Genomic DNA, 25696 nt, shown 5'->3' with positions numbered 1-25696 from the left:
CCCCGCGCCCGTCAGACGAAGCGCGAGATGAGGGGCACCAGGTCTTCCAGCGGCGCGCTGCCGTTGGACAGGCCCGCCTCCGCCACCGCGCGCGGCATGCCGTACACCACGCAGGAGGACTCCGCCTCCGTGAGCACCACACCCCCCGCGGCGCGCAGGGCCCGCGCGCCCTGGAGCCCGTCCTCGCCCATGCCGGTGAGCACCAGCCCCAGCGCGTCCCGCCCCCAGACCTCCGCCACGCTCTGGAAGAGCACGTCCACGGAGGGATGGTGCGGGGTGCCCAGCGGATGGCGGTCCAGGCGCGCCAGGTTGAGCGCCCCGTGCCGCGCCACCTTCAGGTGGTGGCCCGCGCGCGCCAGCACCGCGCGGCCCGGCACCAGCTCCATGCCGTCGCTCGCCTCCACCACCTCCAGCGCGCTCTGCGAGTCCAGCCGCTTGGCCACGGCCTCCGTGTAGCCAGCGGGGATGTGCAGCGCGAGCACCACCGGCGCCGGAAAGTCCCTGGGCAGCGCGGACAACAACCGCGTCAGCGCCTGCGGCCCGCCCGTGGACGTGCCCACCGCCAGCAGCTTCGTCGACGTCGCGGGCAGGGGCTTCGAAGGCGGGGCGTCCGCGGTCTCCGCCAGCTCCTGCTGGTAGCGCGGCACCGCGCGCCCCGCGATGCGCACCTTCTCCACCAACTCCGCGCCCAGCTCGTAGAGCCGGTCCGTGGCGAGCGCCGTGGGCTTGTGCACCAGGTCCACCGCGCCCGCCTGGAGCGCGGCCACCGCCAGCTCGCTGTCCGTGCCCGCGCTGCTCACCACCACCACGCGCGGCGCGTCCGGCATGCCAGCCAACGCGCGCAGGAAGCCCGTCCCGTCCAGCGACGGCATCACCAGGTCCAGGGTGATGACGTCCGGCTTGAGCTCCGCCACCCGCTCCAGCGCGTCCAGGCCGTCGCGCGCGGTGCCCACCACCTCCAGCCCCTCCGCCTCCGACAGCACCTTGCGCAGCACCTTGCGCGCGAACGCCGAGTCGTCCACCACCAGCACGCGCAACGTCATGAGTCCGCCTTGCTGTAGAAGAACGCGCCGCGGCGCTCCTCGCAGCGCAGCGCCGTGCCGAAGCGCATCAGGGATTCGGAGGTGCCCACCACCAGGTGCCCTCCGGGCCGCAGCGTCCGGGTGATGCTGTCCACCACGCGGCGCGCGGTGTCGTCCTGGAAGTAGATGAGCACGTTGCGGCAGAGGATGGCGTCGCAGCTGCCCGGCTCCGGGTAGCCCTCCGTGTCCACCAGGTTGAGCTGCCGCCACTCCACCCGGGCCATCAGGTCCGGCCGCACGCGGGGACGGCCGTCCACCATGGTCAGCCAGCGCCCCATCACGCCCGGGGGCAGCGCGCGCAGGCAGCGCAGGTTGTGCTCTCCCGACTTCGCGCGCTCCAGCGCCTTGGAGCTCAGGTCCGTGGCCAGGATGGACACGTCCCCCAGCACGCCGCGCGAGTCCAGGAGCATGGCCAGCGTGAGGGGCTCCTCGCCGGTGGAGCACGCCGCGCACCACACCCGGGGCTTGCGGCCGGCGCGGACCTCCGGAACGAGCAGCTCGTCCACCAGCACCTCCAGCGCCTGGGGCTCGCGGAAGAAGTACGTCTCGTGGACGAGCAGCGCCTCCACCAGCGAGGCCAGCGTCTCCGGCCCCTTCGGGTCGTAGCGGAGGAAGTAGTAGTAGTCGAGCAGCGAGTCGAACCCGGCATCCAGTGCCCGGGTGGACAGCTTCTCCGCCAGCAGGTCCCGGTCCTCGGGCCCGTAGTGCAGGCCCGAGCGCTGCTCGATGAGCATCGAGAGGATGGCCAGGACCTGCGGGGACAGCGGCAGCGCACTCATGGCCGTGGGTGTCCTAGCGCCCCAGTGCCAGCAGGCAGGCGCGGCGCACTTCGGGGTCCTCGTCGCGGTGGGCCGCCTTGTCCAGCGCCTCGCGTGCCTCCACCGTGCCCAGCGCCGCCACGGCGGGCGCGGAGGCCCGGCGTCCGGCGGGGCTCGCGCCGATGAGCGACTGCATCAGCGCCGCCTTCGCGTCCGCCCGGCGCATGCGCGCCAGCGCCGCCACCAGCAGGGGCGCCGTCGAGTCGTCCGCCGCCTCCAGCGCCGCCATCAGCCCGGGCAGGCGCCCTTCCACGGGCAGCGCCAGCGCGGACACCACCTGCTCGCGCAGCATCACGTCGCCCAGCAGCGACACCAGCTGCTGCGTCGCATGCGAACCCGTGCGCGTGGCGAGGAAGCCCACCGCCGCGCTGCGCACGCTGTCATCCCGGTCCCCGGCGGCGCGCAGGAGCGCGGGCAGCGTCTCCGGCGCGTCGTACTCCGCCACGGCGGACAGGGCGACCAGCCGCGTGGCCGGGTCCTCCGAGTGCACCGCCTCCAGCAGCACCGGCAGCGCGTCCGGCCGCCGGGCCACGCCCAGCCCCAGGAGGGCCGCGCGGCGCACGTCCGCGTCCGCTGACGAGGCCGCCCGGCGCAGCGCCGCCATGGCGCTCTCCGTGTGCATGTGCGCCAGCGCGTCCACCACCGCCACGCGCACCTGGCCCGCGTCGTCGTTGGCCAGCGCGACGATGGCGTCCGCGGCGGCCTCCTCGTTGAGCTTCCCCAGCGACTGGCACGCGTAGTAGCGCACCCACGGGTCGCGGTCGTTCAAGCCGCCCAGCAGCGTGGAGGTGATGCGCGCCTGCTTGTCCGTCTGGCCCAGCGCGCGCATGGCGGTGGCGCGCGTGCGCTCCGACTCGTGGTTCGCGGCGGCCAGCAGCGCGTCCACCGCGCGCGGGTCGTCGATGAAGGGCAGGCCGTAGATGGCCGCGTCGCGCAGCCGCTCGTCCGGATCCCGCATGGCCAACAGCAGCGCGTCCAGGCCGCGCGGGTAGCCGAAGTACGCCACGATGCGCAGCGCCGCCCGCCGCTGGCGCGCGTCCGCGGAGCGCGCCGCCTCCAGCGCCAGGGTCTCCGTCGTCTCGCTGCCCAGCGACTGGATGGCGCCCACCACCGCCTGCGACACGCGCGGGTCCTCGTCCGCCAGCCGCGCGAACAGGGCCGGCACCGCGGACGTGTCGCCGATGCGCGACAGCGTCTCCGCCGCCAGCGCGCGCACCGTCGCGTCCCGGTCCTCCAGGCACAGGAGCACGTCCGGCACCGCCGCGGAGCGCTTGCCCACCAAAGGCAGCAGCGCCCGCCTGCGCGAGCTGTCACCCTCGCGCAGCGCCTGAAGAATCTGCGCGTCCGCCTCCGCGCCCAGTTCGCCCAGGGCCGCCGCGGCCGCGCGCGACACGCCCAGGTCCTGCGAGTCCAGGAGCTTCAAGAGCCCCGTGGCCGCGTCCGCGCCGCCCACCCAGCCCAAGAGGCGCGCGACGGCGGTCTTCTCCCCCGCGTCCGCGCCCGCGATGACCTGGGCCAGCCGGCGCCCGGTGGGGTGCGGCTCCGACGAGCTGGAGCGCAGCACCGACGGCACCGTGCGCGCGCCGCCGAAGCGCTGCACCTGCGCGTCGTGGATTTCGACGAGCGCCACCGCCGCCACGCGCACCACCGCGTCGTTGCCGCGCTGGAGCAGGCCCACCAGCGCGGGCACCGCGGCCTCCTGGCCGGTGCGGCCCAGCGCGCGCGCCGCCTCCAGGACGTAGAAGGGGTCGGACAAGAGCGCCATCAGCGCCGGCACGACGGTGGGGTCGCCCGAGCGGCCCAGCACGTCGATGGCGGGGAAGATGCGGAAGAAGTTGCCGCTGCCCAGCGAGGACAGGAGCGCGTCCACCGCCGCGCCGCCGCCCACGCGGCCCAGCGCCTCGATGGCGGCCACCGCCACGTTGTCGTCCGGGTGGACGATGAGCCGCGACAAGAGCGGCACGGACCGCCGGCTGCGGCGGCGCCCCAGCACCTGGGCGGCGTCACAGACGATGGCCGGGTTGGGGTCGTCCCCCAGGAGCTCCACCGGGCCTTCCACGTCGCCGGTGGCGGCCACTAGCGCGTCCACCGCCGCGGCGATGCGCGCCTCGTTGTCCCGGCGGTGGCACAGCACCTGGCACAGGGGCTCCACCGCGGCGGAGCCCAGGCGCGCCAGCGCGGACACCACGGCGCGGCGCACCGCCCACGACGGCGCGTCCAGCCCGTTCACCAGCACCGGCAGGCTCGCCGGGCCCCGGCGCGCCAGCTGGTCCACCTCTTCCACCCGGGCGCGGTCCTCCGCGGACAACGATAACGGGTGCTTCGCGGTCGTGCTGCTCACGTGGACTGCTCCCGCGTGTTCCGGGACGTCCCCGGCTCCGTGGCGCCCAACAGGCCGCTCAGGTGGCTCAAGCCCTCCACCTGCTCTCCGTTCAGCCGCGACAGCTGTCCCAGCCGGCCCGCGACCTCCTTCACTTCCTTGGCGGTGACGGCCATGGCGCGCGCCTGCTCCGCCGTGGTGCCGGCGATCTCCTTCGCGCGGATGCGCATGTCCTCCACCGACCGGCCCAGCTGCTCGCTCATCGTGGCCTGGTCCAGGGCGGCCTTCGCCACCGCCGCCACGCCCGTGGCCTGCTTCGCGGCGGACAGGGTGAGCAGGGACAGGGCGTCCGTCTGCTCATCCAGCGCGCGCGCGGTCGTCTTCGCCACCCGGCGCACCTCCTCCGCTCCGCGCACCAGGCTCGTGAGCGCCTGGGCCTGCTCGTCCGTGGCGCGCGTCACCTCCTTGGCCAGGGTGGCCACCTGACGGCTGGCGAGCTCGCCCTGCTTGAGCGCGCGGGCCTGCTCCGACATGGCGCGCGTGGACTGGGCCACCTCCTTGCGCGTGGCCTCCATGGCCTTCGTCACCTCCTGCGCGGCCTTGGCCTGCTCCGAGATGCCGGTGAGCGTGCGCTGCGTGGAGGACGCCACCTCCTGCGCTGTCGCCCCCAGGGCCCCCACCTGCTGGCCCTGCGTCATCACCGCGGCGCTCACGCCCTGCACCAGCTGGCGCATCTGCGCGGCGCCCCGGGCCAGGTCCGTGGCGGCCTGGGCCTGCTCCTGCATGGCGCGCGACACCTTCTCCGCCACCTCCGTCAGCTGGTTGTTGGAGCGCACCGCGTCGCGCAGCGCCTTGGCCTGGTCCTGGGTGGCCTGGGTGGTCTGCCGCGCCATGCGCCGCATCTCCGTGCCGCCCTGGGTCAGCGCCTGCGCGGCCTGCGCCTGCTCCACCGCGGACGCGGCGATGAGCCGCCCCTGCTCGCTCACCTTCGCCGTGGCATGCACCAGCGCCTGCACCGCCTGCACCTGCTCCGCCGACGCGCGCGACGCCTCACGCACGTTCGAGCCCAGCTCGTCCACGCCCTTGAGGATGGTGCCCAGCGCGCGCTCCGCCTCTCCCGCCAGCGCCGCGCCCTCGTCCGCCGCGCGCACGCCTTCACCGGTGGCCACCGCCGCCTCGCGCGCCGTCGTCTGGAGGCCCCGGACAATCTTCGCCACGTCACTGCTGGCCGCCGCCGCGCGGTCCGCCAGGGCGCGAATCTCCTCCGCCACCACCGCGAAGCCGCGGCCGTGCTCACCCGCGCGCGCCGCCTCGATGCTGGCGTTGAGCGACAGGAGGTTGGTGCGGTCCGCGATGAGGTTGATGGTCTGCACGATGTCGCCAATCTCCTCGGCGCGCCGGCCCATCTCCTTCATCACCCCGGACGACTCCACGATGGACTGGCGGATGCGGCCGAAGCCCGCGATGGAGCGCCCCACCGTGGCGCCGCCCTCGCGCGCGCTCGTGCCCACGCGCTCCGCGGCCAGCCGCGCCTCCTCCGTCAGCTGCGCCGCGCGGCGCGTGGAGGACTCCAGCTGCGAGGACGCGGTGGCGCTGGTGGACGCCAGGCCGTTGATGCTCTCCGCCCCGCGGGCCACCGCCTGGGCGGAGCGGGACAGCTGCTCGATGGTGGCCGCGTTGGCGTCCACCACGGCGGCGTTCTTCTCCGCGGTGGCGGCCACCTCCTCCACGCTGGCGGCCACCTCCTGCACGGTGGACGCGGTGGTGACGGCGCTCGCCTCCAGGGTGCGCGTGTGCTCGGCGACGCCGCGCACGCTGCGGGCCACCTGCTCCGACGTGGCGGCCGTATCCTCCACGCTGGAGGCCATGGCGGCCGCGTCGCGCACCACGTCCTGGAGCGTCTTGCCCAGGGACACCACGGCGCCGGACACCTGGCCCATGCGCTCGCCCACGCCCTGCGCGTCCGCGGCCAGCCGGGTGATGCCCTTGGACATCTCTTCAATGGTGGCGGCGACCTCCTCCGTGGTGGCGGCGCTGGTCTGGTTGCGCGACACCAGGTCCTCCACCGTGGCGGTCATCTCCTGCATGCTCGCCAGCAACTCCTCGCTGGAAGCGGCCAGGTCCTCCGCGTTGGCGCTCACGCCCTTCACCGAGCGCGCCACCTCCTCCAGCGTGGAGGCCGTCACGTCCGCGCTGGAGGCGAGCGAGCCCGCGTCCTTGCGCACGCCGGACACCGACGCCGTCACCTCCTGCATCGTGGCCGCGTTGGTCTCCGCCTCCTGCTGCACGCCCTTCGCCGCTTCGCCCGCGGACAGCTGGCTGCGCACCAGCGACTGCACGGCGGTGCTCGTCTGCTCCACCTGCGCGGCCACGGACTCGATGGCGATCCGCACCTGCTCGCCCGCCGCCGCCTGGTCGTTGCCCGCGGACGCGAGCCGCGTCGCCAGCTGCTCGGTGGACTTCACCAGCCCCACGCCTTCCGCCACCTGGAGCGAGGCGCGCTCCGCCAGCGCGCGAGCGTCCTCCAGCTTGCGCACGCTGTTACCGTTGTCCGTCGACATCCGCCGCCTCCTCCCCCACCACCCGGGGGAAATCGATAAGCATCACCAGCCGGGGGCCCACTTGCGCCACGGCCTTCACGAACCCCTTCGCGCCCTCCACCACCATGGGTGGGGGCGGCTGGATGGTGCGGGGGTCCAGCTTCAGCACTTCGCGGGCGCTGTCCACGAGCAGCCCCACGGTGCGCTCGCCCAGCTGCCCCACAACCACCCGTGAATCCAGGGACTGCGTCCCCGCCGGCAGCCCGAAGCGGGCGCGCGCGTCCACCACCGGGATGACCCGGCCGCGCACCTGCACCAGGCCGGCCACGTGCGCGGGCGCCCCGGGCACCGGCGTCGCGCCGGTGAAGGACTCCATCTGCACCACGTCCGCCGCGGGCATCGCGTATTCGGTCCCGTCCACCTTGAACAGCACGTGCAGCACGTTCATGACACCCACTCCCCTGCCCTGGTCGCACGCTTGCGGCGGCCCGCGCGCGCCGCGCCCAACGCGCCCAGGTCCAGCACCAGCGTGGGCTGGCCGTCACCCAGGTCCGTGGCGCCGGCCACGCCAGGCACGCGCACGAGCGGATCCTCCAACGGCCGCAGGACGATCTCCTGCTGTCCCACGAGCCGGTCCACCGCGAAGGCCACCGGCTCCCCGCGCTGGCGCACGATGAGCGCCTTGGCGCCCTGGCCCGCCGCGCTGGCGTCCCCGGTCGCGTCCAGCAGCGACACCAGCGACACCAGCGGCACCGCCGCGCCCCGGCGCTGCACCAGCCCGATGCCGTCCGCGCCCGCGGGGCGCACCACGCCCGCCACGTCGATGAGCTCCTCCACGGTGCCCACCGCGACCGCGTACCGGCGGCCCGCGCACTCGAAGACGATGGCGTCCATCAGCGTCACCGTCAGGGGGACGCTCAGGGTGAAGGTGGTGCCCACGCCCTTGCGCGTGTCCATGAGCAGCTCGCCGCCCAGCTGCTCCACGACGATGCGGCGCACGATGTCCATGCCCATGCCCCGGCCGCTGGTGCGCGTGGCCTCCTGGCGCGTGGACAGGCCGGGCCGGCACAAGAGGTCCAGCAGCGCGTCCGCGGAGTCCGGCACGGGGGCGTTCGCCGCCTTCGCCACCGCCTTCGCGTCCACGCCGCGTCCATCGTCGCGCAGGGTGAGCTCCAGCTGGCCGCTGGCGCGCGCATGGCAGCCGAGGCGCACCAGCCCTTCCTGGGCCTTGCCCGCGGCCTGGCGCTCCTCGGGGGACTCCAGCGCGTGGTCCACGGCGTTGCGCACCAGGTGCACCAGCGCGGGCAGCAGCCGGTCCGCCACCGCCTTGTCCAGCTCCGCGTCGCCCACGTCCAGCTCCAGCCGCACCGCCTTGCCCGTGGCCCGGCGCAGGCCGCGCACCAGCAGGGGCAGCCGCTCCAGCACGTCACCCACGCGCACCATGCGCAGCCGCAGGATGGCCGAGCGCAGGTCGCGCAGCTGCCGGCCGTTCTCCTGGAGGATGGCGGTGATTTCCCGCGTGGGCGCGCCCGCCTGGGTGAGCGCCGCCACCGCGCGCGTCAGCCGCGAGCGGTTGACCACGAGCGCCGCCAGCCACTCCATGGCCTCGTCCAGCCGGGACACCTCCACGCGCAGCAGGCCACCGCCCCGGCGCACCTCCGGCTCGTCCAGCTCCTCCTCGAGGACGGCGGGACCGGGCGCGCCCTCCGCGCCAACCGGGACCCCGTCCTCGGGCGCCGGCTCGGCGGGTCCGGCGGCCTCCAGCGAGCGCACCGTGGCGGGAGCACCGCCCACGGCGTCCAGCAGCACGACGTCCTCCGCGCGGGTGATCAGCAGCAGCGCGAACGCGAGCGACGCGCCCCCCGCGGCGGCGCCGGACAGGGGCAGCACCTTCACGATGTCCGCGAGCTTCGCCACGCGCTCGCGCACGGTGTTGATGTTGAGGCCCTTCGCGGCGCGCTCCGACGAGGGCACGAAGTCCAGCCGCAGCGCGCGCTGGCCTCCGGCGAGCCCGCCTTCCAGTTGCTCGCGCTCGGACGGGGTCAGGCGGGAGGCGAACGCGGCCTCCGCGTCCAGCTTCACGGGCCGGGACCGCTTGGGGGCCGCGTCCCGCACCTGCGGCCCCAGCGCCTCCAGCCGCTCCAGCAGGTTCGCGGGCGCGGGCGACGCCGTCTTCCCGGCGCCCAGCTGCCGCACGCGCAGCTCGATGGCGCGCAAGCCCTCCACCAGCGGCTCCACGCTGGACTCGGGCAGCCGGCCGCCGGCCTGATCCGCCAGCCGCAGCGACGCCTCCATCCAGTGCGCCACGGAGACGACGGGCTCCACGTCCACCATGGCGGACAGGCCCTTGAGCGTGTGCAGCGCGCGGAACAACTCGCGCACCGCGCGGGGCTGGGCCTGCCCCTTGCGAACGGCCTCCTCCACCGCGAGCAGGTCCTTCTGCGCGGAGGCAAGCAGCTCATCCGCCTCCGCCAGGTACGCGGGGAGGAACTCCGCGAACTCCCCGGTTCCCGTCACCCGCGCGGCGCCTCGGCCGGGGTCTTCTCCAGAAGGGCCCGGGCGGCGCCCTGGATGGAGTCCGGCGTGAAGGGCTTGGTCATGAAGCGGTCCGCGCCGGCCTGCAACGCGCGCTCACGGGACGCCTCGTCGCCACGCGTGGTGACGATGATGATGGGCAGGTTGCGCAGGTGGTCCTGTCCGCGCACGAACTCCACCACCTCGATGCCACCGATGTCCGGCATGTTGAGGTCCAGCACGAGCAGGTCGTACGGCTTGAGCGACAGCTGCTCGATGGCCTCCAACCCGCTGGACGCCTGGGTGAAGTGGCTCTCCGGATAGGGCCGAAGGCAGGCGACCACCATGTCGCGCATCACCTTGCTGTCATCGACGACGAGTACCTCGGGCATGGCGTCCTCTGGAAACGACCGGCCAAGCTAGATCGATTCCGATCCGCTGAAAGAAATGAGTCATCCGGCGCGCGTTGAACGTTGGCTGGTCCACGCCCGCCTTGGACGATGTGCCACGGCGGGCGACGAAGCGCCACGGCTGCCCGCACATCCGGCACCCTGCGCCCTCCTGTCTTTCCGCACCGGGGACCGAATCCCATCCATGCGCCCGCCTCCTCCGCCCGACGCCTCATTCCCCCGCCCGCCGGGCCCGCCTCCGTTTCCCTCGGAGCACGCACCTTGCGTCTGGGTGGTGGACGACAGCGCCAGCGAGGCGCGCTTCATCAAGACCGCGCTGGGAACGGGCTTCCAGGTGGAGACGTTCCCGGACGGCGCCGCGATGCTCGAAAGGCTGCACGCCGGGCGAGCACCGGACGTGGTGGTGTTGGATTGGGAGATGCCGGGAATGTCCGGTCCCGAGGTCTGTCAGTTCCTGCGCGGACAGCGGGAGACCCAGGCCCTGCCGGTCCTGCTGCTCACCGCGCACGGCCGGCCGGAGGACCTGGTGCAGGGCCTGCGCGCGGGCGCCAACGACTACGTGGCCAAGCCCTTCCGCACGGAGGAGGTGCGCGCGCGGGTGGACGCGCTCGCGCGCACCAAGCGGCTGGCGGACGACGTGCGGCGCTCGAGCGAGGAGAAGGCGGAGGTGTTCGCGCAACTGGACGCGCTGCTCACGTCCTCGCCCGTGGGGCTGTCGCTGTTGGACCGGGACCTGCGCTTCGTGCGCGTCAACGCGCGCATGGCGAAGCTGGACGGCTTGTCCGTGGATGCCTACCCGGGCCGGACGCTGGTGGAGGTCCTGCCCCGCTTCGCCTCGCGGCTGGAGCCCCTCCTCCGCCGTGTCCTGGAGACGGGCGAGCCCGTGGAGGAGCTGGGCTTCACGCTGGAGCACCCGGGCGTCCCCCACGGCGAGCTGTACGTGATGGCCAGCTACCACCCGGTGCGCACGGCCCGGGGTGAGGTGGTGGGCGTGGGCAGCGTGCTGGTGGACGTCACCCGGCACAAGCAGGCGGAGGCGGAGCTGCGCGCGTCCGCGGAGTTCCGCGAGCGCTTCCTGGGCATCGTGGGCCACGACCTGCGCAACCCCCTCAGCTCCATCCGCATGGGCGCCAGCTTCCTCGTCGCCAGCGAGCAACTGCCCCCCGCGCTGGAGCGCACCGCCAGCCGCATCATCAACAGCACGGACCGGATGACGCGGATGATCACCGAGCTGCTGGACTTCACCCGCAGCCGGCTGGGCAGCGGCATCCCCCTGAACCCGGCCGCCACGGACCTGGGCCAGGTGGCGCGCCAGGTGGTGGAGGAGCTGGAGCTGGTGCACCCCCACCGCACCGTGAAGGTGACGTCCACGGGTCCCCTCACGGGGAACTGGGACGCGGACCGGCTGGCGCAGGTGCTGAGCAACCTGGTGGGCAACGCGCTCCAGTACAGCCCCCCGGACGCCGCCGTGGAGCTGACGCTCGTGAGCGAGCCGGAGCAGGTCATCGCGCGGGTGAGCAACCCGGGAGAGACCATCGCCCCGGCGGAGCTGGAGACCTTGTTCCACCCCTTCCAGCGCGCGCGCACCGGCGCCCACGTTCCGTCGGGCCTGGGCCTGGGCCTCTTCATCTCCGACCAGATTGTCCGAGGCCACCGGGGCACGCTCACCGTGACGTCGGACGCGCAGCGAACGGTCTTCACCCTGACGCTGCCCCGGGCCGGCGCATGAATCCCGGAGGGCGCACGCCACCCCGCTCCCGCGCCTCCCGGCCGTCCAGGCCCACGAGCCCCCTGGAAACGCTGGCACCCGTGCCCTACCGTGCATGCGTGTCCACTCCGCAACACCGCACCACCCTGCTCCTCGTCGAGAACAACGAGGACGTCCGCGAGGCGCTGCGCGAAATCCTGGAGTCGGAGGGCTACCGCGTCCTCACGGCGATGAACGGCCAGGACGCGCTCAACCTGCTGGCGGAGCAGGAGCGGATGCCCTCCCTCGTCCTGCTGGACCTGGTGATGCCGGTGATGGACGGCCACGCCTTCATCGAACACCTGCGCGGCACGGGCGCGCTCGCGCTCATGCAGGTGCTGGTGCTCACGGCGCACCCCACCCTGCCCTTGCCGCATGGCGTGGCCGGACGGCTGGGCAAGCCGGTGAAGCTGGAGGCGCTGCTGGACGCCATCGCGGTGCACACCACGACGGCGTGATGCCGTGCGCTCAGGCGGCGGCGGGGCAGTGCCGCGCCACCATGGACAGCAGCTCCGGGATGTCCACGGGCTTGCGCAGCAGGCCCACCGTGCCCGGCGGGGCCTTGGCGGAGAAGTGGGCGGTGAGCATCAGCACGGGCAGCTCGCGGTAGCGCGCGTCCTCCCGCAGCCGGTGGAGGAACTCGTGGCCGTCCATCACCGGCATCATCAGGTCCAGCAGCACCAGGCAGGGCTGGTCGTTGTTGGCGGCGAGGACGTCCAGGGCTGCCTGGCCATTGGCGGCCTGGAGCACCGTGTAGTCCTCCATCTCCAGCAGCTCCGCCACGACCTCGCGCAGGTCCGGTTCGTCGTCAACGATGAGGATGATGGAACGCGAGGGGGTGCTGCTCACGGACGGCAGCCTACGCAGGTATTGCTACGAGCGCCAAGGAAGACGTGCCTCCCTGCCCCTCACTGCGTGCGGTGATTTCACGCGGGGCAGGCCCCCGCCCGTCCGCCTGTCGGGAATCACGAGGGAAACCAGGCGGGTCGGTTGCACCGGGAGACACGAGCCCCTACCCCCTTCTCTACGGGCCCATGAATCTCATCGCGGACTTCATCGAAGCCAACCTGGACGCCCTGGTGCGGCGCTTCTCGGAGGCGGCGCGCGGGCTGGAGAGCACGCAGGGACTGAAGCCTTCGGAGCTCATCTCCACGGTCCCGGAATACCTCCATTCGGTCGCGGCCATCTGCCGGCACGGCCCCACGCCGGAGCGGTTGGAGACGCGGGCGCGCCTGGAGGAGGCCCACATCAACCTGCGGCTGCGCGTGGGCGCCACGCAGGAGGACGCGACGGAGGAATACACGCTCCTGGGGCGACTCATCCCCCAGCTCTGGGAGGACGCCCAGCCGGAGCGCAAGCCCGACGCCTCGGACCTTCAGTGCCTCTTCCAGCAGATAGAGGAGGCCATGGAACACGTGGTGTTCCTCTTCTCCGGCGACTCGCTGGAGGATCGCCAGCGGGAGAAGCGATTCCTGCGCCAGATGGACGCGCTGGCGCCCCGGTCGCTGGAGCCCGGCACGGACATGCAGGGCCCGCTCAAGCCGCTGGTGGAGCTCATCGCCCGAGCGATGGAGGCCGCCGGAGCGGAGCTGTTCCTCGTGGACGCGGGCGGCCGGAGGTTGTTCCCCGCCGCGCACACCCTGCACCTCGTTCCGCCTGCCGGCCGGTGGGCGGACACCCAGGGGCCGTCCTTCCTGGGCCGGGTGGCGCGCGCCGAGGAGCCGCTGGTGCTCGCGCAGGCGCGGGGGCTGGAGGACTTCGAACGCGAAGGGCTGGAGGCCAGTGCGTGGAGCACCCTGCTGGGCCTGCGGCTGTGGCCCCACGGCGCCCTGATGGGCGTCCTCTGCGTGGGCTTCGCGGAGGCCCGGCCGGTGCCGCCGCGGGCCAAGCGCTTCCTGGAGACGCTGGTGGAGTACCTCTCCGGCATCCTCGACCGCGCACTGCTGATGGGCCGGCTGAGCGAAGCCCACGCGCGGATGGAGGCGTCGGAGACGCGCTATCGGCTGGCCAGCCAGGCGGCCGCGGACACCGTCTGGGATTGGAACCTCCTCACGCAGAAGGTCGCCTGGAGCGGGGAGACGCGCAGGCTGCTGGGCTTCGCGCCCGAGGAGATAGGCCCCCTGGCGCAGTGGTGGGTGGCGCGCATCCACCCGGAGGACCGGGAGCGGGTGGAGCACGGCATCCGCGCGGCCATCCAGGGCACGCAGGCGCGCTGGCAGGACGAGTACCGGTTCCTCAACCGCCAGGGCGACGTCGTGCGGGTGCTGGACACGGGCGTCATCCTGCGCGACGCGGCGGGCCGGGGCGTGCGCATGGTGGGCGCCATGCAGGACGTCACCTCCCGATGGGAGGCGCAGAACGGACACGAACAGCAGCTGCGGGAGGCGCGGACCGCGCGCGTCCAGGCCGACACGGAGCTGAGCCAGTTGCACGCGCTCTTGCGGCAGGCGCCCGTCGCGCTCGCCATCCTCCGGGGGCCCGCGCACGTCGTGGCGCTGGCCAACGACCGCGTCTGCCAGCTCTGGGGCCGCACCAGCGACCAGGTCCTGGGCCGTCCCGTGCTCGAAGCGCTGCCGGAGGTGGAGGGCCAGGGCATCCGGGAGCTGCTGGACGGAGTGCTCACCACGGGGGCGCCCTACGTGGGCCACGAACTGCCCGTGCGGCTGGCGCGGGCCGCGGGCGGAGCCCTGGAGGAAGCGTACTTCAACCTCATCTACCAGCCGCTGCACGAGACGGAGGTCGGCCTCCAGGGCATCCTCGTCGTCGCCAACGAGGTCACCGAAGCCGTGCAGGCCCGTCAGCGCGCGGAAGACCTGGCGGGGACGCTCAAGGCCAGCGAGGAGCGCCTGCGGCTGGCGCTGGACGCGGCGGACATGGGCAGCTGGGACATCGAGCTGGCCACGGGCCGGGGCACCTGGGACGCGCGCTTCCGCGCCATGCTGGGCCTGCCCGCGCAAGGCGAGGTGCTGCTCGAAGAGGCCATGCGCTTCGTCCTGGAGGAGGACCGGCCCCTGGTGGAGCACGCGATGGAGGAGGCCGCCCGGCCCGGAGGCTCCGGCGAGTACGCGTGCGAGTTCCGCGCGAGGCTCCCGAGGCCAGGCCAGGCCGAGCGATGGCTCTCCGGGCGGGGCCACGTGCACTTCGGGCCGGACGGACGGCCCCTGCGGTTCGTGGGCACGGGGCTGGACGTGACGGAGCGCAAGCTGGCGGAGGAGGCGGCGCGCCAGCGCACGGAGTTCGAGCAGTACCTGGTGGGCATCGTGTCGCACGACCTGCGCAACCCGCTGAGCGCCATCACCCTGGGCACGTCGTCGCTGCTCAAGCGCGAGGACCTGAGCGAGCGCGCGACGAAGGCCGTCCTGCGCATCCAGAACTCCGCGGAGCGCGCGGTGCGGATGATCCGCGACCTGCTGGACTTCACCCAGGCGCGCATGGGCGGCGGGCTCCCGGTGCAGTGCCAGGATCTGGAATTGGGGGCGCTGGTGCGTCAGGTGGTGGAGGAGGTGCGGATGACCGCCCCGGAGCGCGACCTCCAGTTGTCACTGCCGCAGGCGGGCCTGCGCGGCTGCTGGGATCCGGACCGCGTCACGCAATTGCTCATCAACCTGCTGGGCAACGCGCTGAAGTACTCGCCGGAGGACACGCCGGTGGCGGTGCGTCTGCGGGAGGTGCCCGGGAGCATCCTGCTGGAGGTGCACAACGGCGGAGCCCCCATCGCCTCCAACGTACTGCCCCGCATCTTCCAGCCCATGCAGCGCGGGGCACCGGGAATGGACGCGGCGACGCGCAGCGTGGGCCTGGGGCTCTACATCGTGCGGACCATCGTGCATGCGCACGGCGGCACCATCGACGTGACGTCCACGCGGGAAGCGGGCACGACGTTCACGGTGCGGCTGCCGCACGCGGACGCGAAGAGTTAGTGCGGCTGGCGTGGAGTTGAGCGAAGCGCTCTCCATCAGGCCCGGTGCCGCTCCGCCTCACGGAAGAACTGGGTGAGCGAGGAGTCCAGCAACGACTGGCGGGACTGCATGTACCGGCGGGCGCGGAGGAAAGGCAGCCAGACGCGCTGGCCGACACGCACCTGGGACTCCTCCAGCTTCCGCCGTGGCAGCCACTCCCCGTTCAGGTGTTTCACCAGCACGTCGCCCAGGTAGGCCCCCACGGCTGGGGCGGTATGCCCGTCGATGAGGTCCCGCTTGTAGCGCTCCGGAAAGTTCTCCCGCCAGAAGTGGAAGTCCAGGTCCGTGAGGGACTCGGGCGTCGCGGCCATGATGGACGGCACCTTCGTGTGCAGCGCGGCCACGAGTCCTTCGGACAGGTCTCCGTAGGAGGTGAGGACGCGCTCCGGATTCCCCACGTCCGAGGGAAGGGCGACTGGGAGCCACTCCTCCGGCGCTGGAGGCCGGAAGGCGTTGAGCTCGGCGATCTTCCGTTGCCGCTCGCTGATGGCGAACACGTCCGGCAGGCGCGAGAGGAACGGAGCCACGTCCGGGTGGAATCGCGGCTCGACGGGGACGAGTGCGGCGCTGCGCTCCCTCAGCGTGCGCAGCACCGTGTCGAAGTCGAGGTCGGGCCGAAGGTGGACATGGGCGCGGGCCTGGGCCACTCGCGCTTCGTCTCTGGCGAAGTCCGCGGCGGTAGGCCACAGCACCAGGAGGACGGAGCCGTTGGGGAGTTCCTCCACGAGGTGCGCAGGCGTCGAGAGCACCCGTTCGCGACCTACGCCTTCCACGAGCTTGGGACCGAAGACATTGAGCCAGAACACCTCGTAGATCTTGTCGAAGCCATCCCTTCGCGAGGCCTTTTCATCACGACCGAAGTACGGAGCTCCTGCGAGCTGCCGATCCGCCATGCCATGAGCCATGGCGTAGTCGACCAGGTAGTGCGCAGCCAAGGTCCTGATCATATCTAAAAACATGAGACACCGCCCTCGCTCTGAAAACAACGAGAGGGGCTGAACACCAAGGCTACAGCTCAACTGATTTCCTGATGGAGGAAGATCGAGATCGAGCGTCAACTCAACCAAGGGCTGTACACGGTAAAGTGCGACGGATGTTCCATGCTCATCGCGCTGCTCCTCCAACGCTTTCTTGATGGAGGCGCGCGAGTATTTTCGCCGTTGCGCTCCCTTCACAACATCCGGCATCCAGCCTTCGGCGTGAGACTCCAGCGCTGCGAGGAAGGGCGTGAGCTCGGTGTCCGATTCAGCTCGATGGCCAAGTGCCCCGTCCAGCAGGAATCGCAGGCGATCGCCTGCTTTCGGCTCAAGAGAACTCATTGCCTTCATTGAAACAGCACCTCCACTCCTTTTGCCATACGCTCAGCTCTATTCACGGCACGCTCAAGGGCATCAGGTTCCAATGGCTTGAAGGTCTCTTCGTAGATCAATCGGACTCTTTTGATTTGCGCCGTCTGTTCGAGCCCAGGCCTACGGATATTCAACGTCTCACCGTAACACTTCAGTGCGGCTCTTGCGTCCGCAACCACTTGAGCAGCCAGAGCAGCCCCATCAAGGCCAAGGAGGTCCCGACTCTTGAAGCTGAACGTCTCCGCTTCGACAAGGTTTATGAGGTGTGTTGGCTGAACATCTTCGGCCCGAAGCTGGTGGAAACCGTCGGCCGCGAGCGAGTGCTGTCCACACCCGCCCACCGCGTGGAGGAGCTCCCCAATGGCTCCGTCCTCCTCGTGCTGCGCCCTACCGCCGCGGACTTCGCCAGCGACGAAGCGCGCATGGCCCAGGCCCGCGCGCATGTCCACCTGCGGCCCGACCTCGACTTCGACACGGTGCTGTGCACGCTGAGGGAGCGCAGCGCCGCACTCTCTCCCGTGGAGCCCCGCTTCCACCCGGCCCTGACGCCGCTCCTCTCGCGTCTGCCGGATGAGGTCGCCATCAGTGAACGGCAGCGGAAGATCGCTGAACTCAATGCCTTCCAGCCACCCGAACCGGAAGAGTGGCTCCCAGTCGCCCTGCCCCCAGACGTGGAGAATCCGGAGCGCGTCCACGGCGGCTACGTCGACCTGACCGAAGGCCTTGTGGCCGCCCTCCATCCCCAGGTGCCCAGCATCTTCGACGCGACACCGGAGTCCCTCACGGACCTCGACTTCTACTTCTGGCGGGAGAACTTCCCGGAGCGATACAAGCGAGACCTCATCGACTCGCACACCGCCCCGGCCCTGGGGGCCTATCTGGGTGGCATCCTGGTGAAGCGCCTGGGGGGGACCTGGATTTCGCGACTGAACCCCGAAGAGTCTCAGGTGCGTGTCGGCCAGCGCGTCTGGCTGCCCTTCCTCCGCGCACGCCGCTACATGGAATCCCGCCAGTCGCTGCTGACGCACTCGCTCACGCAGTTCTTCCGGGAAGCGGAGCGACACAGGTCGTGACAGGAGCCACGCGCGTGCGCGCAGCGCGACCGGACGTCCACCGGGCAACCACTCCTCATGAGGCCACTACCCACCGCCACTGGACTTGTGTCCGACGGACGCACTAGGACCCCGTCCATCCTCCGATGCCCTCCGACTCCACGACACGCCCTGATGCGGCGGAACGCCCCACCGTGTGGCTGTTGGAGGACTCGCCCACCGAAGCCCGGGCCACGCAGGCCGCGCTCGCGTCCGCGTGTGACGTCGCCGTGTTCCCCGACGGGGCCGTGCTGGTGGAAGCGCTTGGCATCCAGACGCCGCCGGACGTGCTCGTGTTGGACCGGGAGACGCCTGGCCTCACCGGCCTGGAGGTCTGCGCCTTCGTCCGGAGCATCCCCGCCACGGCCCGCATCCCCGTCCTACTGCTCACTTCCCATCAGAGTCCCGAGGACGTCGTCGAAGGACTGGGCGCGGGCGCCAATGACTACGTCTTCAAGCCCTTCCGCGCCCAGGAGCTGGTCGCCCGCGTCCTGGGTCTGGCCCACTGGAGCCGGCAGCAGCGCCAGCGCGAGACCCGGGTGACGAAGGAGCTCGACACCCACCGCCAGAGCCTGTCCGACGAGCAGGCCCGCCGGACCCTCGCGGAGAGCGCGCTCGAGGAGGTCCGCGCCGCGGAGCTGCGCGCCTGGAACAGTGAACAGCGCTTCCGGCTGGCCGCTCGCGCCACCCAGGACGCCATCTGGGAATGGAACCCCCAGACAGACATCCTGGAGTGGAGCAGCGGCGGACAGGACCTGCTGGGCCCGCTGGACGACCCGCGGGTGCCACGCCTGGACTGGTGGCGGAGACACATCCATCCGGAGGACCTCGCCGCCGTCCAGCGCGGCTTCAGCGAAGCCATCGAAGGCGGCGGCGACGTGTGGCGCGGCAGCCACCGGTTCCGCGACGCGCACGGCGCCTGGCGGGACGTGGAAGAGCACGCCCTCATCGTCCGTGACGAAGCCGCGCGCGTCGTCCAGGTGGTGGGCGCCCTGCGGGACGTGACCGCCCGGAAGCAGCTGGAGCAGGAGGCACGCCAGCGCGGTGACTTCGAGCGGCAGCTCATCGGCATCGTGAGCCACGACCTGCGCAGCCCGCTGTCCTCCGTCCTGCTGTCCTCCACGCTGCTCCTGGAGCGCGCGGGTCTCAACGACTCACAGCAGCAGCGCGTGCACCGCATCCGCACCGCCACCGAACGGGCCGTGCGGATGATCCGCGACCTGCTCGACTTCACCCAGGTGCGCCACGGCGACTTCCCCCTCAAGCTCCAGGGCGCGGACCTCCATGCCCTGGTGGAGACCGCCGTCGAGGAGGCCCAGACGCGCGCCCCCGGACGCGTCTTCCAGGTCACCTCCGCGGGCGACGGCGCGGGAACCTGGGATGCGGACCGGCTCTCCCAGGTGGTGGGCAACCTGCTGGGCAACGCGCTGACCTACGGCGACCCGGAGGCCCCCATCCAGGTGCGCAGCCTGGGGACGGTGGACACGGTGGTGCTGGAGGTCCACAACGCGGGCGCTCCCATCTCCCCGGAGCTGCTGCCGCGCCTCTTCGCCCCCCTGGAGCGCGGCACCCCCCACCAGGCAGACCGCTCGGACCGCAGCATCGGCCTGGGCCTCTTCATCGTGCGGCAGGTGGTGCACGCCCACGGCGGAACCGTGAGCGTGACGAGCACGGCGGAGGCGGGCACCACCTTCACCGTGCGTCTGCCTCGACAGCCCCCCGCTTCGCCGCCTGCTTCACCGCCCGGGTGAACTGGTCGATGTCGTAGGGTTTCAACAGCAACTCGATGACATCTGGCCCCGTGTATTCCTTCGCGCCCTCGCGGTTGGTGGTGGTGAGCACGAAGGGGATGCCCGCGGCGGCGGGGGTCGCGGCCAGCTTCTGGAACGCGTGCCAGCTCAGGAGGAACGGCACGCTGATGTCGTAGACGATGACCGCCGGCGCCGTCTCCCGCACCAGCGTGGCGAAGTCCAGGGGGCCGCGGATGACGTCCTGCACGCGCACGCCCTTCGTCTGGAAGCCCACCCCGTCGAGCACCTCCTCCAGTGCCTCGATGAGATCCTCGCTTCCGTTGAGCACCAGCACGGTGGGTCGCTTTTTCATGCGGGGAAGTTGCGTCCTTCCTCCCGGATGGACAGCGGCTCACGTCCACCGGATGTGGATCACCCAACAGAGGTGCCGCCCGCCCGGACGGCCGTCAGGCGTGGCCCACCGGAGGCCCCGCGCGGGGCAGTCGCACCCGGAACGTCGCCCCCTGCCCCAGGGTGCTCGTCACCGCCACCTCGCCGCCGTGGGCCTCCACGATGCGAGACAGGCGGTACAGCCCCAGCCCCAACCCACCGTAGTTGCGCGCGGGCACGGCGCGCTCGAAGCGGCGGAAGAGGCCGTCCACCCGGTCCGGCGCGATGCCGATGCCGTGGTCCCGCACCACCAGCCAGGCCGTGGACTCGTCCGCCTGGACCTCCAGCTCCACGGGCTTGCCCGGGCCGAACTTCACCGCGTTCACCAGCAGGTGCGTCACCACCTGCCCCAGCCGCAGCGCGTCCCAGTGCCCCACCGCGGACGCCACGTCGCGCACCACCAGCAGGCACCCCGCGCGCGACGCCAGCTCCTCCGAGCGCAGCACCACGTCCCGCACCACCTGCCCCAGGTCCACGGCCTCCAGGTTCAGCCGGGGCGCGTGGCCCTGCATCTGCGACACGTCCAGCAGCCCCTCCACCAGGTCCACCAGCCGCTGCACCTGCCGGTCCGCCGCCACCAGCGCGCGCTCCAGCCGCTCCGGCGCCACCTGGCGCTCGAGCTTCAGCGCCGCCGCCGTGCCCTGCACGCGCAGCCGCAGCGCGGCCAGGGGCGTGCGCAATTCGTGCGCGGCCACCGCCAGGAACTCGTCCCGCACGCGCACCGCCTCGCGCGCCTCGCGGTACAGCCGCAGCTGCTCCGTCACGTCGCCAATGATGCCCGCCATGCGCACCGGCCGGCCCTGCGTGTCGCGGATGGCCCGGCCCCGGCTCACGCACGAGCGGTAGCCCCCGGCCTCGTGCTTCAGCCGGAAGGACACGTCGTAGGGCGCGCCCTGCTCCAGGTGCAGCGCCAGCGCGGACGCCACCGGGTCCCGGTCCTCCGGGTGCACCCGCGCGAGGAAGGCCTCCGACGTCCCCGGGAAGTCCTCCGGCTTCAGCCCCAGCATCTCCAGGAGGCGCGGGCTCCAGTACATGCGCTGGTTGCGCACGTCCCAATCCCACACACCGTCATAGGAGCCGGACACCACCAGCCGGTAGCGCTCCTCGCTCTCGCGCGCGGTGCGCTCGGCCTGCTCCAGCAACCCCACGCGCCGCTCCAGCTGGCGCACCATCGCGTACAGGTGCGTCTCCGTGGACAGCTCGCCGTGCACGGGCGCGGGCAGGGGCCCCTCCGCGCGAGACTCGCGCAGCAGCGTGGCCACCAGCTCGTCATCCCCCTGTGAGCGCCGCACGAAGGCGTTGGCCCCCACGTTGGCGGCCATGCGCAGGTCCAGCTCGTCCGGCGCGGTGGCGTGCGTGAGGATGACCGGCACGCGCGCGAGCTTGGGGTCCTGGCGCAGGGCCAGGCACAGCCGGAAGCCGTCCAGCCGGGGCATCAGCACGTCCGCCAGCACGATGTCCGGCGGGTGCCGCCGCGCCAGCTCCAGCGCGAACATCCCGTCCTCCGCTTCCATGAGCTCGAAGCGGAAGGGCGCCAGCGCCAGTTGCAGGAGCTTGCGGTAGACGGGGTCGTCCTCCACCACCAGCACCCGCAGCGCGGCCTGGCGGCCTTGCGCCTCCCTGGGCAGGGCCTGCCGCACCGCCTCCACCCGAGCCCCCAGCGACATCCCGGTCGCGAGGAACCCCGCCACCGGCAGGCCCGACCGCCGCAGGGCGTCCTGCTCGGCCGGTGGCGCCTCCACCCAGAGGGAGGCACCGGACGCGGCCAGCGCCTCACGCAGCGCGTCCAACCGCCCCGCCTCCGAGGCCAGCAGCGCCCCCGCCGCCAGCACCAGGTGCACCGGCGGGGACTCGCGCAGCGCCTGCACCAGCGGCTCCACCCCCACCGCCAGCAGCACCCGCCAACCCTGCCCCTGGAACGCCAGGGACAGGAGCTCCCGGTGGGAACCCGGGGCTTCGACGAGCAGCAGGGTGGGCTTCATCGGGGGGACTGGAGGAGGAGGACGAGCGCGGGCGACAGGTCGTTCTGGAAGGTGGGACCCCAACGGCCCGCCACCAGGGTGTGGAAAGGGCGCAGTCTGGTGACGGGGGCCTCCGAGTCAAGGCAACCCTTTGGAAGTGTTGGAAGTTGGAAGGCCACGGACCAGGGAGGCCTGGCGCTGGCCTGCCGCGTCACAGGTACAACCGGGCTACAGGTACACTTCGTTTGCACAGGCGTGGGGGGACGTGGGCGCGGCGGTGTGTTATTCGACCGCCCATGGGTGCCAAGAAAGTCACGGCGCAGGAGAAGCTGACCGGGTTCCAGGACCGGATTCGCGCCGCGGGGCTGCGCAGCACCGCCCCCCGGGTGGCCGTGCTGCGCAAGCTGGAGACCGCCACCGCCCCCATGAGCCACGCGGACCTGGTGGAGGAGCTGGGCGGCGAGGGCTACGACCGCGTCACCATCTACCGCAACCTCACCGACCTCACCGAGGCCGGCCTCGTCGTGCGCGCCGACCTGGGCGACCACGTCTGGCGCTTCGAGCTCAAGCGCGCCGGCGCCACCGAGCACGCCAACAACCACCCCCACTTCACCTGCACCGACTGCGGCACCGTCGCCTGCCTCCCTGAAGAGTCCGTGCGCCTCACCACCGCCCGGGGAGTTCCCCGCGCCGTGTCGCAGCGCGCCGTGGAAGTGCAGCTGCGCGGTCTCTGCGACCGCTGCGAGTAGCACCCCCTCCAGCCCGCCAGGCGAGCCCCCGCTGGGGATGTGCTCACTGGTAGGCAGCCGCCTACATAGTGAGCTTCCGCTCTCCCGCCCCCGGACACAGATTCGTCCTGGCGAAGCGGAGGCCCGCCGTCCCGGCTCGGGGGACGGCGTGGGCGCTCCAGGGTTCGCAGGGGGATTGGGATGGAAGCCCATCACACGTTGCTGGTCGTCGACGACGACATGGACATCCGGGATGCGCTCCAGGACGCGCTGGAGCTGGAGGGCTACGCCGTGCAGCTGGCGGCGGACGGGCTGGAGGCGCTGGAGCGGCTGCGCTCGTCGGAGCCCCGGCCGCAGCTCATCCTCCTGGACCTGATGATGCCGCGCATGGACGGCGTCGCGTTCCGCGAGGCGCTGCGCCACGAGCGCGCGTGCTCGGACATCCCGGTGGTGGTGGCCAGCGCGGACCTGGACGTGCGCGACACGGTGGATGGCATGGGCGTGGCGGGCTACCTGCGCAAGCCGCTGGACCTGTCCGCGCTGCTCACCACCGTGAAGCAGCTCTGCCTGCCCGTCTGAACATCGAGCACGGGGACACGAAACCCATCCACGAAAGGAAGCGGACCATGAAGAAGCTCATCATCGCGGCAGTGCTGTGTCTGGGAACGACTGCCTTCGCGCAGGAACCCACCGGCACGCCGGAGAACCCTGCGCCGAGCGCGCCCAGCTCGCGTCAGCACGGCCGCCGGTCCACGGGCATCGAGGCCCAGCAGGTGGGCCCCGCCATCGGTGACGCCGCGAAGAGCGTCGTGGGCGCGCCGACCTCCAAGGAGGCCGCGGCGCAGACGGGCGTGTGGAAGGAGAATCACGCCTTCGACCTGGAAGGCACCGTGAAGGCCAAGGACGACGACGACATCACCCTGGCGCGCAAGGACACGCTGCCGGAGGTGAAGCTGGAGGTGCGCGACAAGACGAAGGTGACCCTGGACGACCAGCCGGCGAAGGTGAGCGACCTGCCGGAGGGCGCCAAGGTGCGCGCGAAGTTCCAGCTGGACGGGGATGACTCCGTCGCGCTGGAGCTGAAGGCGACCTCGCCCAAGCCCAAGAAGTAGTCGTTCAAGGTCGGCCGGTGCCCTGGGTGGGAAGGAAATTGCCCTCTCCCCAGGGAATGCCGCACGGACAGCCTGATCTCCAGGGCGGGTACGCCGCTTGCTTAGGTGGCGCGTAGGGAGACCATGGTGAATCGACGACTGCTGGGGCTGGGCGTGTGTGTGGGGGCGATGGTGCTGTCGGCGTGGGGTTGCGGAGGGTCCGACGGGCCCACGACTCCCATTGATGACACGGACAATGTCGACCCGAGGCCAGGGGTGGATGCGGGGACCGGGGGCGACACCGACGCAGGGACGGACGCGGGCACGGATGCAGGCACGGACATCGACGCCGGCACGGATGCAGGGACGGACGCGGGCACCGACGCCGGGACGGACGCGGGCACGGATGCCGGCACCGACGGCGGCACGGACGCGGGCACGGTGGATCCATGGCCCGCGGATCCGGTGACGAACTATTCGGACCGCTACGGCATCGGCAGGGTGAAGTCGGTCAGCGTGGACCTGGGCAAGAACATCTGGGTGCTGGACGGCGACCGCATTGGCGTGGTGCGCGCGGACACGCAGAAGCTGGTCTGGGTGGGAGGGCCCGTGGGTCAGGCGGCGGAGGGCCAGCCCTCCAGCGTCATCTGCGGCGGCGAGGCGGGCCGCGCCTACGTGGGTTACTACGCGGACGACCTGGGCGTGGATCCAGAGTGGCCGGACATCCACACCAACTTCATCGTCACCGCGAAGCCGTGCGAAATCCCGGTGAACGAGACCACCTGCTTCCCGTTCAGCCCGCGCCGGCTCCAGTTCTACAAGCAGGGTGACGTGGACGCGGTGAAGCTGGACGCCAGCGGCCAGGTCGTCCTCGAAGGCCACATCAACCAGTCCCGCCGCGCCAACAAGGACGCGAACGGCAACCCCTTCATCCAGACGGGCCCCACCGTGGTGGACGGCGTCAGCCTGGGCATCCGCAACAGCAACGACCACCACTTCGACGAAGACCGCGCCATGTACAGCTGCACGTCCGTGCTGCGCGGCCCGAACAAGGGCGACGTCTTCTTCGGCTCCAACCACGGCGTCACCCGCATCCGGGGCCTGACCTACAACGCCCACCGGCACCCGGTGTGGTTCGACGCGCGGGGCTCCCAGTACGCCGGCTACACCTACGGCCTGGGCATCTCGCCGGACGGGGACGTGCTCATCGCGAACGAGTGGAACTTCGGCATCGTCACGCCCGACACGAAGCTGGAGAACTGGGACGACACCACCACTGCGGGCATCAACCCGCAGAAGGTGAAGTCCTCCTACCTCCCGGAGGTCAACTCGCAGGAGACCTTCGATTCCTGGCGCGGCTTCCAGCAGACCACGGACAAGAAGTACTACCTGGGCAGCAAGGACCTGGGGCTGTGGGAGATGACCATCCTCTCCGCCACCAACCCCTTCCAGAAGGGCACCCGCGTCGGCGCGGACGTGCCGGCGCTCGGCGGCATCAACGCGCTGGCCTCCACCAATGACGGCTCGCTCTTCATCGGCACCAACACGGGAGGCCTCTACCGGCTGACCCCGTCCAAGACGGTGGAGAAGGTGGCGGACGTGCGCGGCAACAAGGTCCTCCAGCTCGTGTACGACGGCTCCGGCACCTCCGGCATGCTGCTGGTGCTGACGTCGGAAGGCCTGACCGTCCTGCGCGGCCACTGAGCAGGACTCCCACCCTGACGCCGGGGCGGTGCGCATGTCGCACCCGGCGCCACGGGGGGGGGTGATGGTTGCCTGGAAGGCGCGGGAAATGTTCTGGAAGGAGGCCCGGTTCTGCTTCCGCCCCCGTGCCTTCGTGCAAGGGGGCAGGCGGGCCGGGCCCCCGGGCTTCACGGCCCCCCGGACTGCTCTCTACAATCGCCTC

19 protein-coding genes and 1 pseudogene are annotated in these 25696 nt (G+C 71.9%); 9 read left to right on the top strand and 11 right to left on the bottom strand.

Features of this window, described 5'->3' with window-relative positions; all coding sequences use genetic code 11:
• Positions 1–11: 11 nt before the first annotated feature.
• From cheB to D7Y11_RS07815, 7 genes are read right to left on the bottom strand one after another with little or no spacing between them, the layout of a single operon-like run.
• Positions 12–1043, bottom strand: coding sequence for a chemotaxis-specific protein-glutamate methyltransferase CheB (cheB, locus tag D7Y11_RS07845; RefSeq protein ID WP_126933373.1), 1032 nt, complete (start codon positions 1041–1043; stop codon positions 12–14).
• Positions 1040–1861, bottom strand: a complete 822-nt coding sequence (locus tag D7Y11_RS07840) for a protein-glutamate O-methyltransferase CheR (protein ID WP_120577123.1) — start codon at positions 1859–1861, stop codon at positions 1040–1042. The genes cheB and D7Y11_RS07840 overlap by 4 nt, the downstream gene beginning before the upstream one ends.
• A 13-nt stretch (positions 1862–1874) precedes the next feature.
• The gene (locus tag D7Y11_RS07835) at positions 1875–4241 is read right to left on the bottom strand and encodes a HEAT repeat domain-containing protein (protein ID WP_120577124.1); all 2367 of its coding nucleotides are present in this window, start codon (positions 4239–4241) and stop codon (positions 1875–1877) included.
• Complete coding sequence (locus tag D7Y11_RS07830) at positions 4238–6781, bottom strand: methyl-accepting chemotaxis protein (protein WP_120577125.1); 2544 nt, start codon at positions 6779–6781, stop codon at positions 4238–4240. The genes D7Y11_RS07835 and D7Y11_RS07830 overlap by 4 nt, the downstream gene beginning before the upstream one ends.
• The gene (locus D7Y11_RS07825; RefSeq protein ID WP_120577126.1) at positions 6762–7208 is read right to left on the bottom strand and encodes a chemotaxis protein CheW; all 447 of its coding nucleotides are present in this window, start codon (positions 7206–7208) and stop codon (positions 6762–6764) included. The genes D7Y11_RS07830 and D7Y11_RS07825 overlap by 20 nt, the downstream gene beginning before the upstream one ends.
• The gene (locus D7Y11_RS07820) at positions 7205–9277 is read right to left on the bottom strand and encodes a chemotaxis protein CheA (protein WP_126933372.1); all 2073 of its coding nucleotides are present in this window, start codon (positions 9275–9277) and stop codon (positions 7205–7207) included. The genes D7Y11_RS07825 and D7Y11_RS07820 overlap by 4 nt, the downstream gene beginning before the upstream one ends.
• Entirely contained in the window at positions 9274–9666 is a 393-nt protein-coding gene (locus tag D7Y11_RS07815) for a response regulator (RefSeq protein WP_120577128.1), read from the bottom strand. Before D7Y11_RS07815 ends, D7Y11_RS07820 begins: the two co-directional genes overlap by 4 nt.
• A gap of 292 nt (positions 9667–9958) precedes the next feature.
• Here D7Y11_RS07815 and D7Y11_RS07810 point away from each other — a divergent pair, with 292 nt between their 5' ends.
• The gene (locus tag D7Y11_RS07810; RefSeq protein ID WP_158641903.1) at positions 9959–11413 is read left to right on the top strand and encodes a response regulator; all 1455 of its coding nucleotides are present in this window, start codon (positions 9959–9961) and stop codon (positions 11411–11413) included.
• Between the two features lie 80 nt (positions 11414–11493).
• Positions 11494–11889 carry a response regulator gene (locus D7Y11_RS07805; protein ID WP_158629088.1) on the top strand — a complete coding sequence of 132 codons (396 nt, stop codon included), beginning with the start codon at positions 11494–11496 and terminating at the stop codon, positions 11887–11889.
• Positions 11890–11899: 10 nt separating this feature from the next.
• Here the strand turns inward: D7Y11_RS07805 and D7Y11_RS07800 are convergent, their stop codons facing one another.
• Entirely contained in the window at positions 11900–12280 is a 381-nt protein-coding gene (locus tag D7Y11_RS07800) for a response regulator (protein ID WP_120577131.1), read from the bottom strand.
• A 185-nt stretch (positions 12281–12465) separates the two neighbouring features.
• Between D7Y11_RS07800 and D7Y11_RS07795 the strand changes: the two genes are divergently transcribed.
• On the top strand, positions 12466–15351 hold the full coding sequence (locus D7Y11_RS07795; protein WP_120577132.1) for a PAS domain-containing protein: 2886 nt from the start codon (positions 12466–12468) through the stop codon (positions 15349–15351).
• 35 nt (positions 15352–15386) lie between these two features.
• Here D7Y11_RS07795 and D7Y11_RS07790 read toward each other — a convergent pair whose 3' ends face one another.
• Positions 15387–16718, bottom strand: a complete 1332-nt coding sequence (locus D7Y11_RS07790; protein ID WP_126933370.1) for a hypothetical protein — start codon at positions 16716–16718, stop codon at positions 15387–15389.
• Positions 16719–16984: 266 nt separating this feature from the next.
• Here D7Y11_RS07790 and D7Y11_RS07785 point away from each other — a divergent pair.
• Positions 16985–17812: pseudogene (locus D7Y11_RS07785) on the top strand (hypothetical protein); the annotation flags it as partial.
• Between the two features lie 125 nt (positions 17813–17937).
• Positions 17938–19581 (top strand): ATP-binding protein, encoded by a 1644-nt coding sequence (locus tag D7Y11_RS07780; protein WP_126933369.1) that lies wholly within the window; start codon positions 17938–17940, stop codon positions 19579–19581.
• Here D7Y11_RS07780 and D7Y11_RS07775 read toward each other — a convergent pair.
• Together D7Y11_RS07775 and D7Y11_RS07770 are read right to left on the bottom strand one after the other, a co-directional pair.
• A complete protein-coding gene (locus tag D7Y11_RS07775) occupies positions 19523–19933 on the bottom strand; it encodes a hypothetical protein (RefSeq protein ID WP_121753850.1) in 411 nt (136 codons plus the stop codon). The genes D7Y11_RS07780 and D7Y11_RS07775 overlap by 59 nt on opposite strands.
• Before the next feature lie 94 nt (positions 19934–20027).
• Positions 20028–21992 carry an ATP-binding protein gene (locus D7Y11_RS07770; protein WP_120577136.1) on the bottom strand — a complete coding sequence of 655 codons (1965 nt, stop codon included), beginning with the start codon at positions 21990–21992 and terminating at the stop codon, positions 20028–20030.
• Between the two features lie 275 nt (positions 21993–22267).
• Here D7Y11_RS07770 and D7Y11_RS07765 point away from each other — a divergent pair, with 275 nt between their 5' ends.
• The 4 genes from D7Y11_RS07765 (at position 22268) to D7Y11_RS07750 (ending at position 25494) form a co-directional block, all read left to right on the top strand.
• Positions 22268–22720 (top strand): Fur family transcriptional regulator, encoded by a 453-nt coding sequence (locus D7Y11_RS07765; RefSeq protein ID WP_120527796.1) that lies wholly within the window; start codon positions 22268–22270, stop codon positions 22718–22720.
• A 180-nt stretch (positions 22721–22900) separates the two neighbouring features.
• Positions 22901–23278, top strand: a complete 378-nt coding sequence (locus D7Y11_RS07760) for a response regulator transcription factor (protein ID WP_120560878.1) — start codon at positions 22901–22903, stop codon at positions 23276–23278.
• Positions 23279–23325: 47 nt separating this feature from the next.
• A complete protein-coding gene (locus D7Y11_RS07755; RefSeq protein WP_120577137.1) occupies positions 23326–23811 on the top strand; it encodes a hypothetical protein in 486 nt (161 codons plus the stop codon).
• Positions 23812–23934: 123 nt separating this feature from the next.
• Positions 23935–25494 (top strand): hypothetical protein, encoded by a 1560-nt coding sequence (locus D7Y11_RS07750; protein WP_126933368.1) that lies wholly within the window; start codon positions 23935–23937, stop codon positions 25492–25494.
• Positions 25495–25696: the final 202 nt, after the last annotated feature.

Source organism: Corallococcus sp. AB018 (assembly GCF_003986945.1).
GTDB classification, from domain to species: Bacteria; Myxococcota; Myxococcia; order Myxococcales; family Myxococcaceae; genus Corallococcus; species Corallococcus exiguus.
This window is presented reverse-complemented; position numbering and strand designations above follow the sequence as displayed.

Coding starts and splice junctions, on each gene's coding strand:
- D7Y11_RS07825 (WP_120577126.1), bottom strand. CDS start 7,208: ATGAACGTGCTGCACGTGCTGTTCAAGGTGGACGGGACCGAATACGCG.
- D7Y11_RS07750 (WP_126933368.1), top strand. CDS start 23,935: ATGGTGAATCGACGACTGCTGGGGCTGGGCGTGTGTGTGGGGGCGATG.
- D7Y11_RS07765 (WP_120527796.1), top strand. CDS start 22,268: ATGGGTGCCAAGAAAGTCACGGCGCAGGAGAAGCTGACCGGGTTCCAG.
- D7Y11_RS07755 (WP_120577137.1), top strand. CDS start 23,326: ATGAAGAAGCTCATCATCGCGGCAGTGCTGTGTCTGGGAACGACTGCC.
- cheB (WP_126933373.1), bottom strand. CDS start 1,043: ATGACGTTGCGCGTGCTGGTGGTGGACGACTCGGCGTTCGCGCGCAAG.
- D7Y11_RS07760 (WP_120560878.1), top strand. CDS start 22,901: ATGGAAGCCCATCACACGTTGCTGGTCGTCGACGACGACATGGACATC.
- D7Y11_RS07780 (WP_126933369.1), top strand. CDS start 17,938: ATGCCCTCCGACTCCACGACACGCCCTGATGCGGCGGAACGCCCCACC.
- D7Y11_RS07840 (WP_120577123.1), bottom strand. CDS start 1,861: ATGAGTGCGCTGCCGCTGTCCCCGCAGGTCCTGGCCATCCTCTCGATG.
- D7Y11_RS07775 (WP_121753850.1), bottom strand. CDS start 19,933: ATGAAAAAGCGACCCACCGTGCTGGTGCTCAACGGAAGCGAGGATCTC.
- D7Y11_RS07815 (WP_120577128.1), bottom strand. CDS start 9,666: ATGCCCGAGGTACTCGTCGTCGATGACAGCAAGGTGATGCGCGACATG.
- D7Y11_RS07830 (WP_120577125.1), bottom strand. CDS start 6,781: ATGTCGACGGACAACGGTAACAGCGTGCGCAAGCTGGAGGACGCTCGC.
- D7Y11_RS07790 (WP_126933370.1), bottom strand. CDS start 16,718: ATGAAGGCAATGAGTTCTCTTGAGCCGAAAGCAGGCGATCGCCTGCGA.
- D7Y11_RS07795 (WP_120577132.1), top strand. CDS start 12,466: ATGAATCTCATCGCGGACTTCATCGAAGCCAACCTGGACGCCCTGGTG.
- D7Y11_RS07770 (WP_120577136.1), bottom strand. CDS start 21,992: ATGAAGCCCACCCTGCTGCTCGTCGAAGCCCCGGGTTCCCACCGGGAG.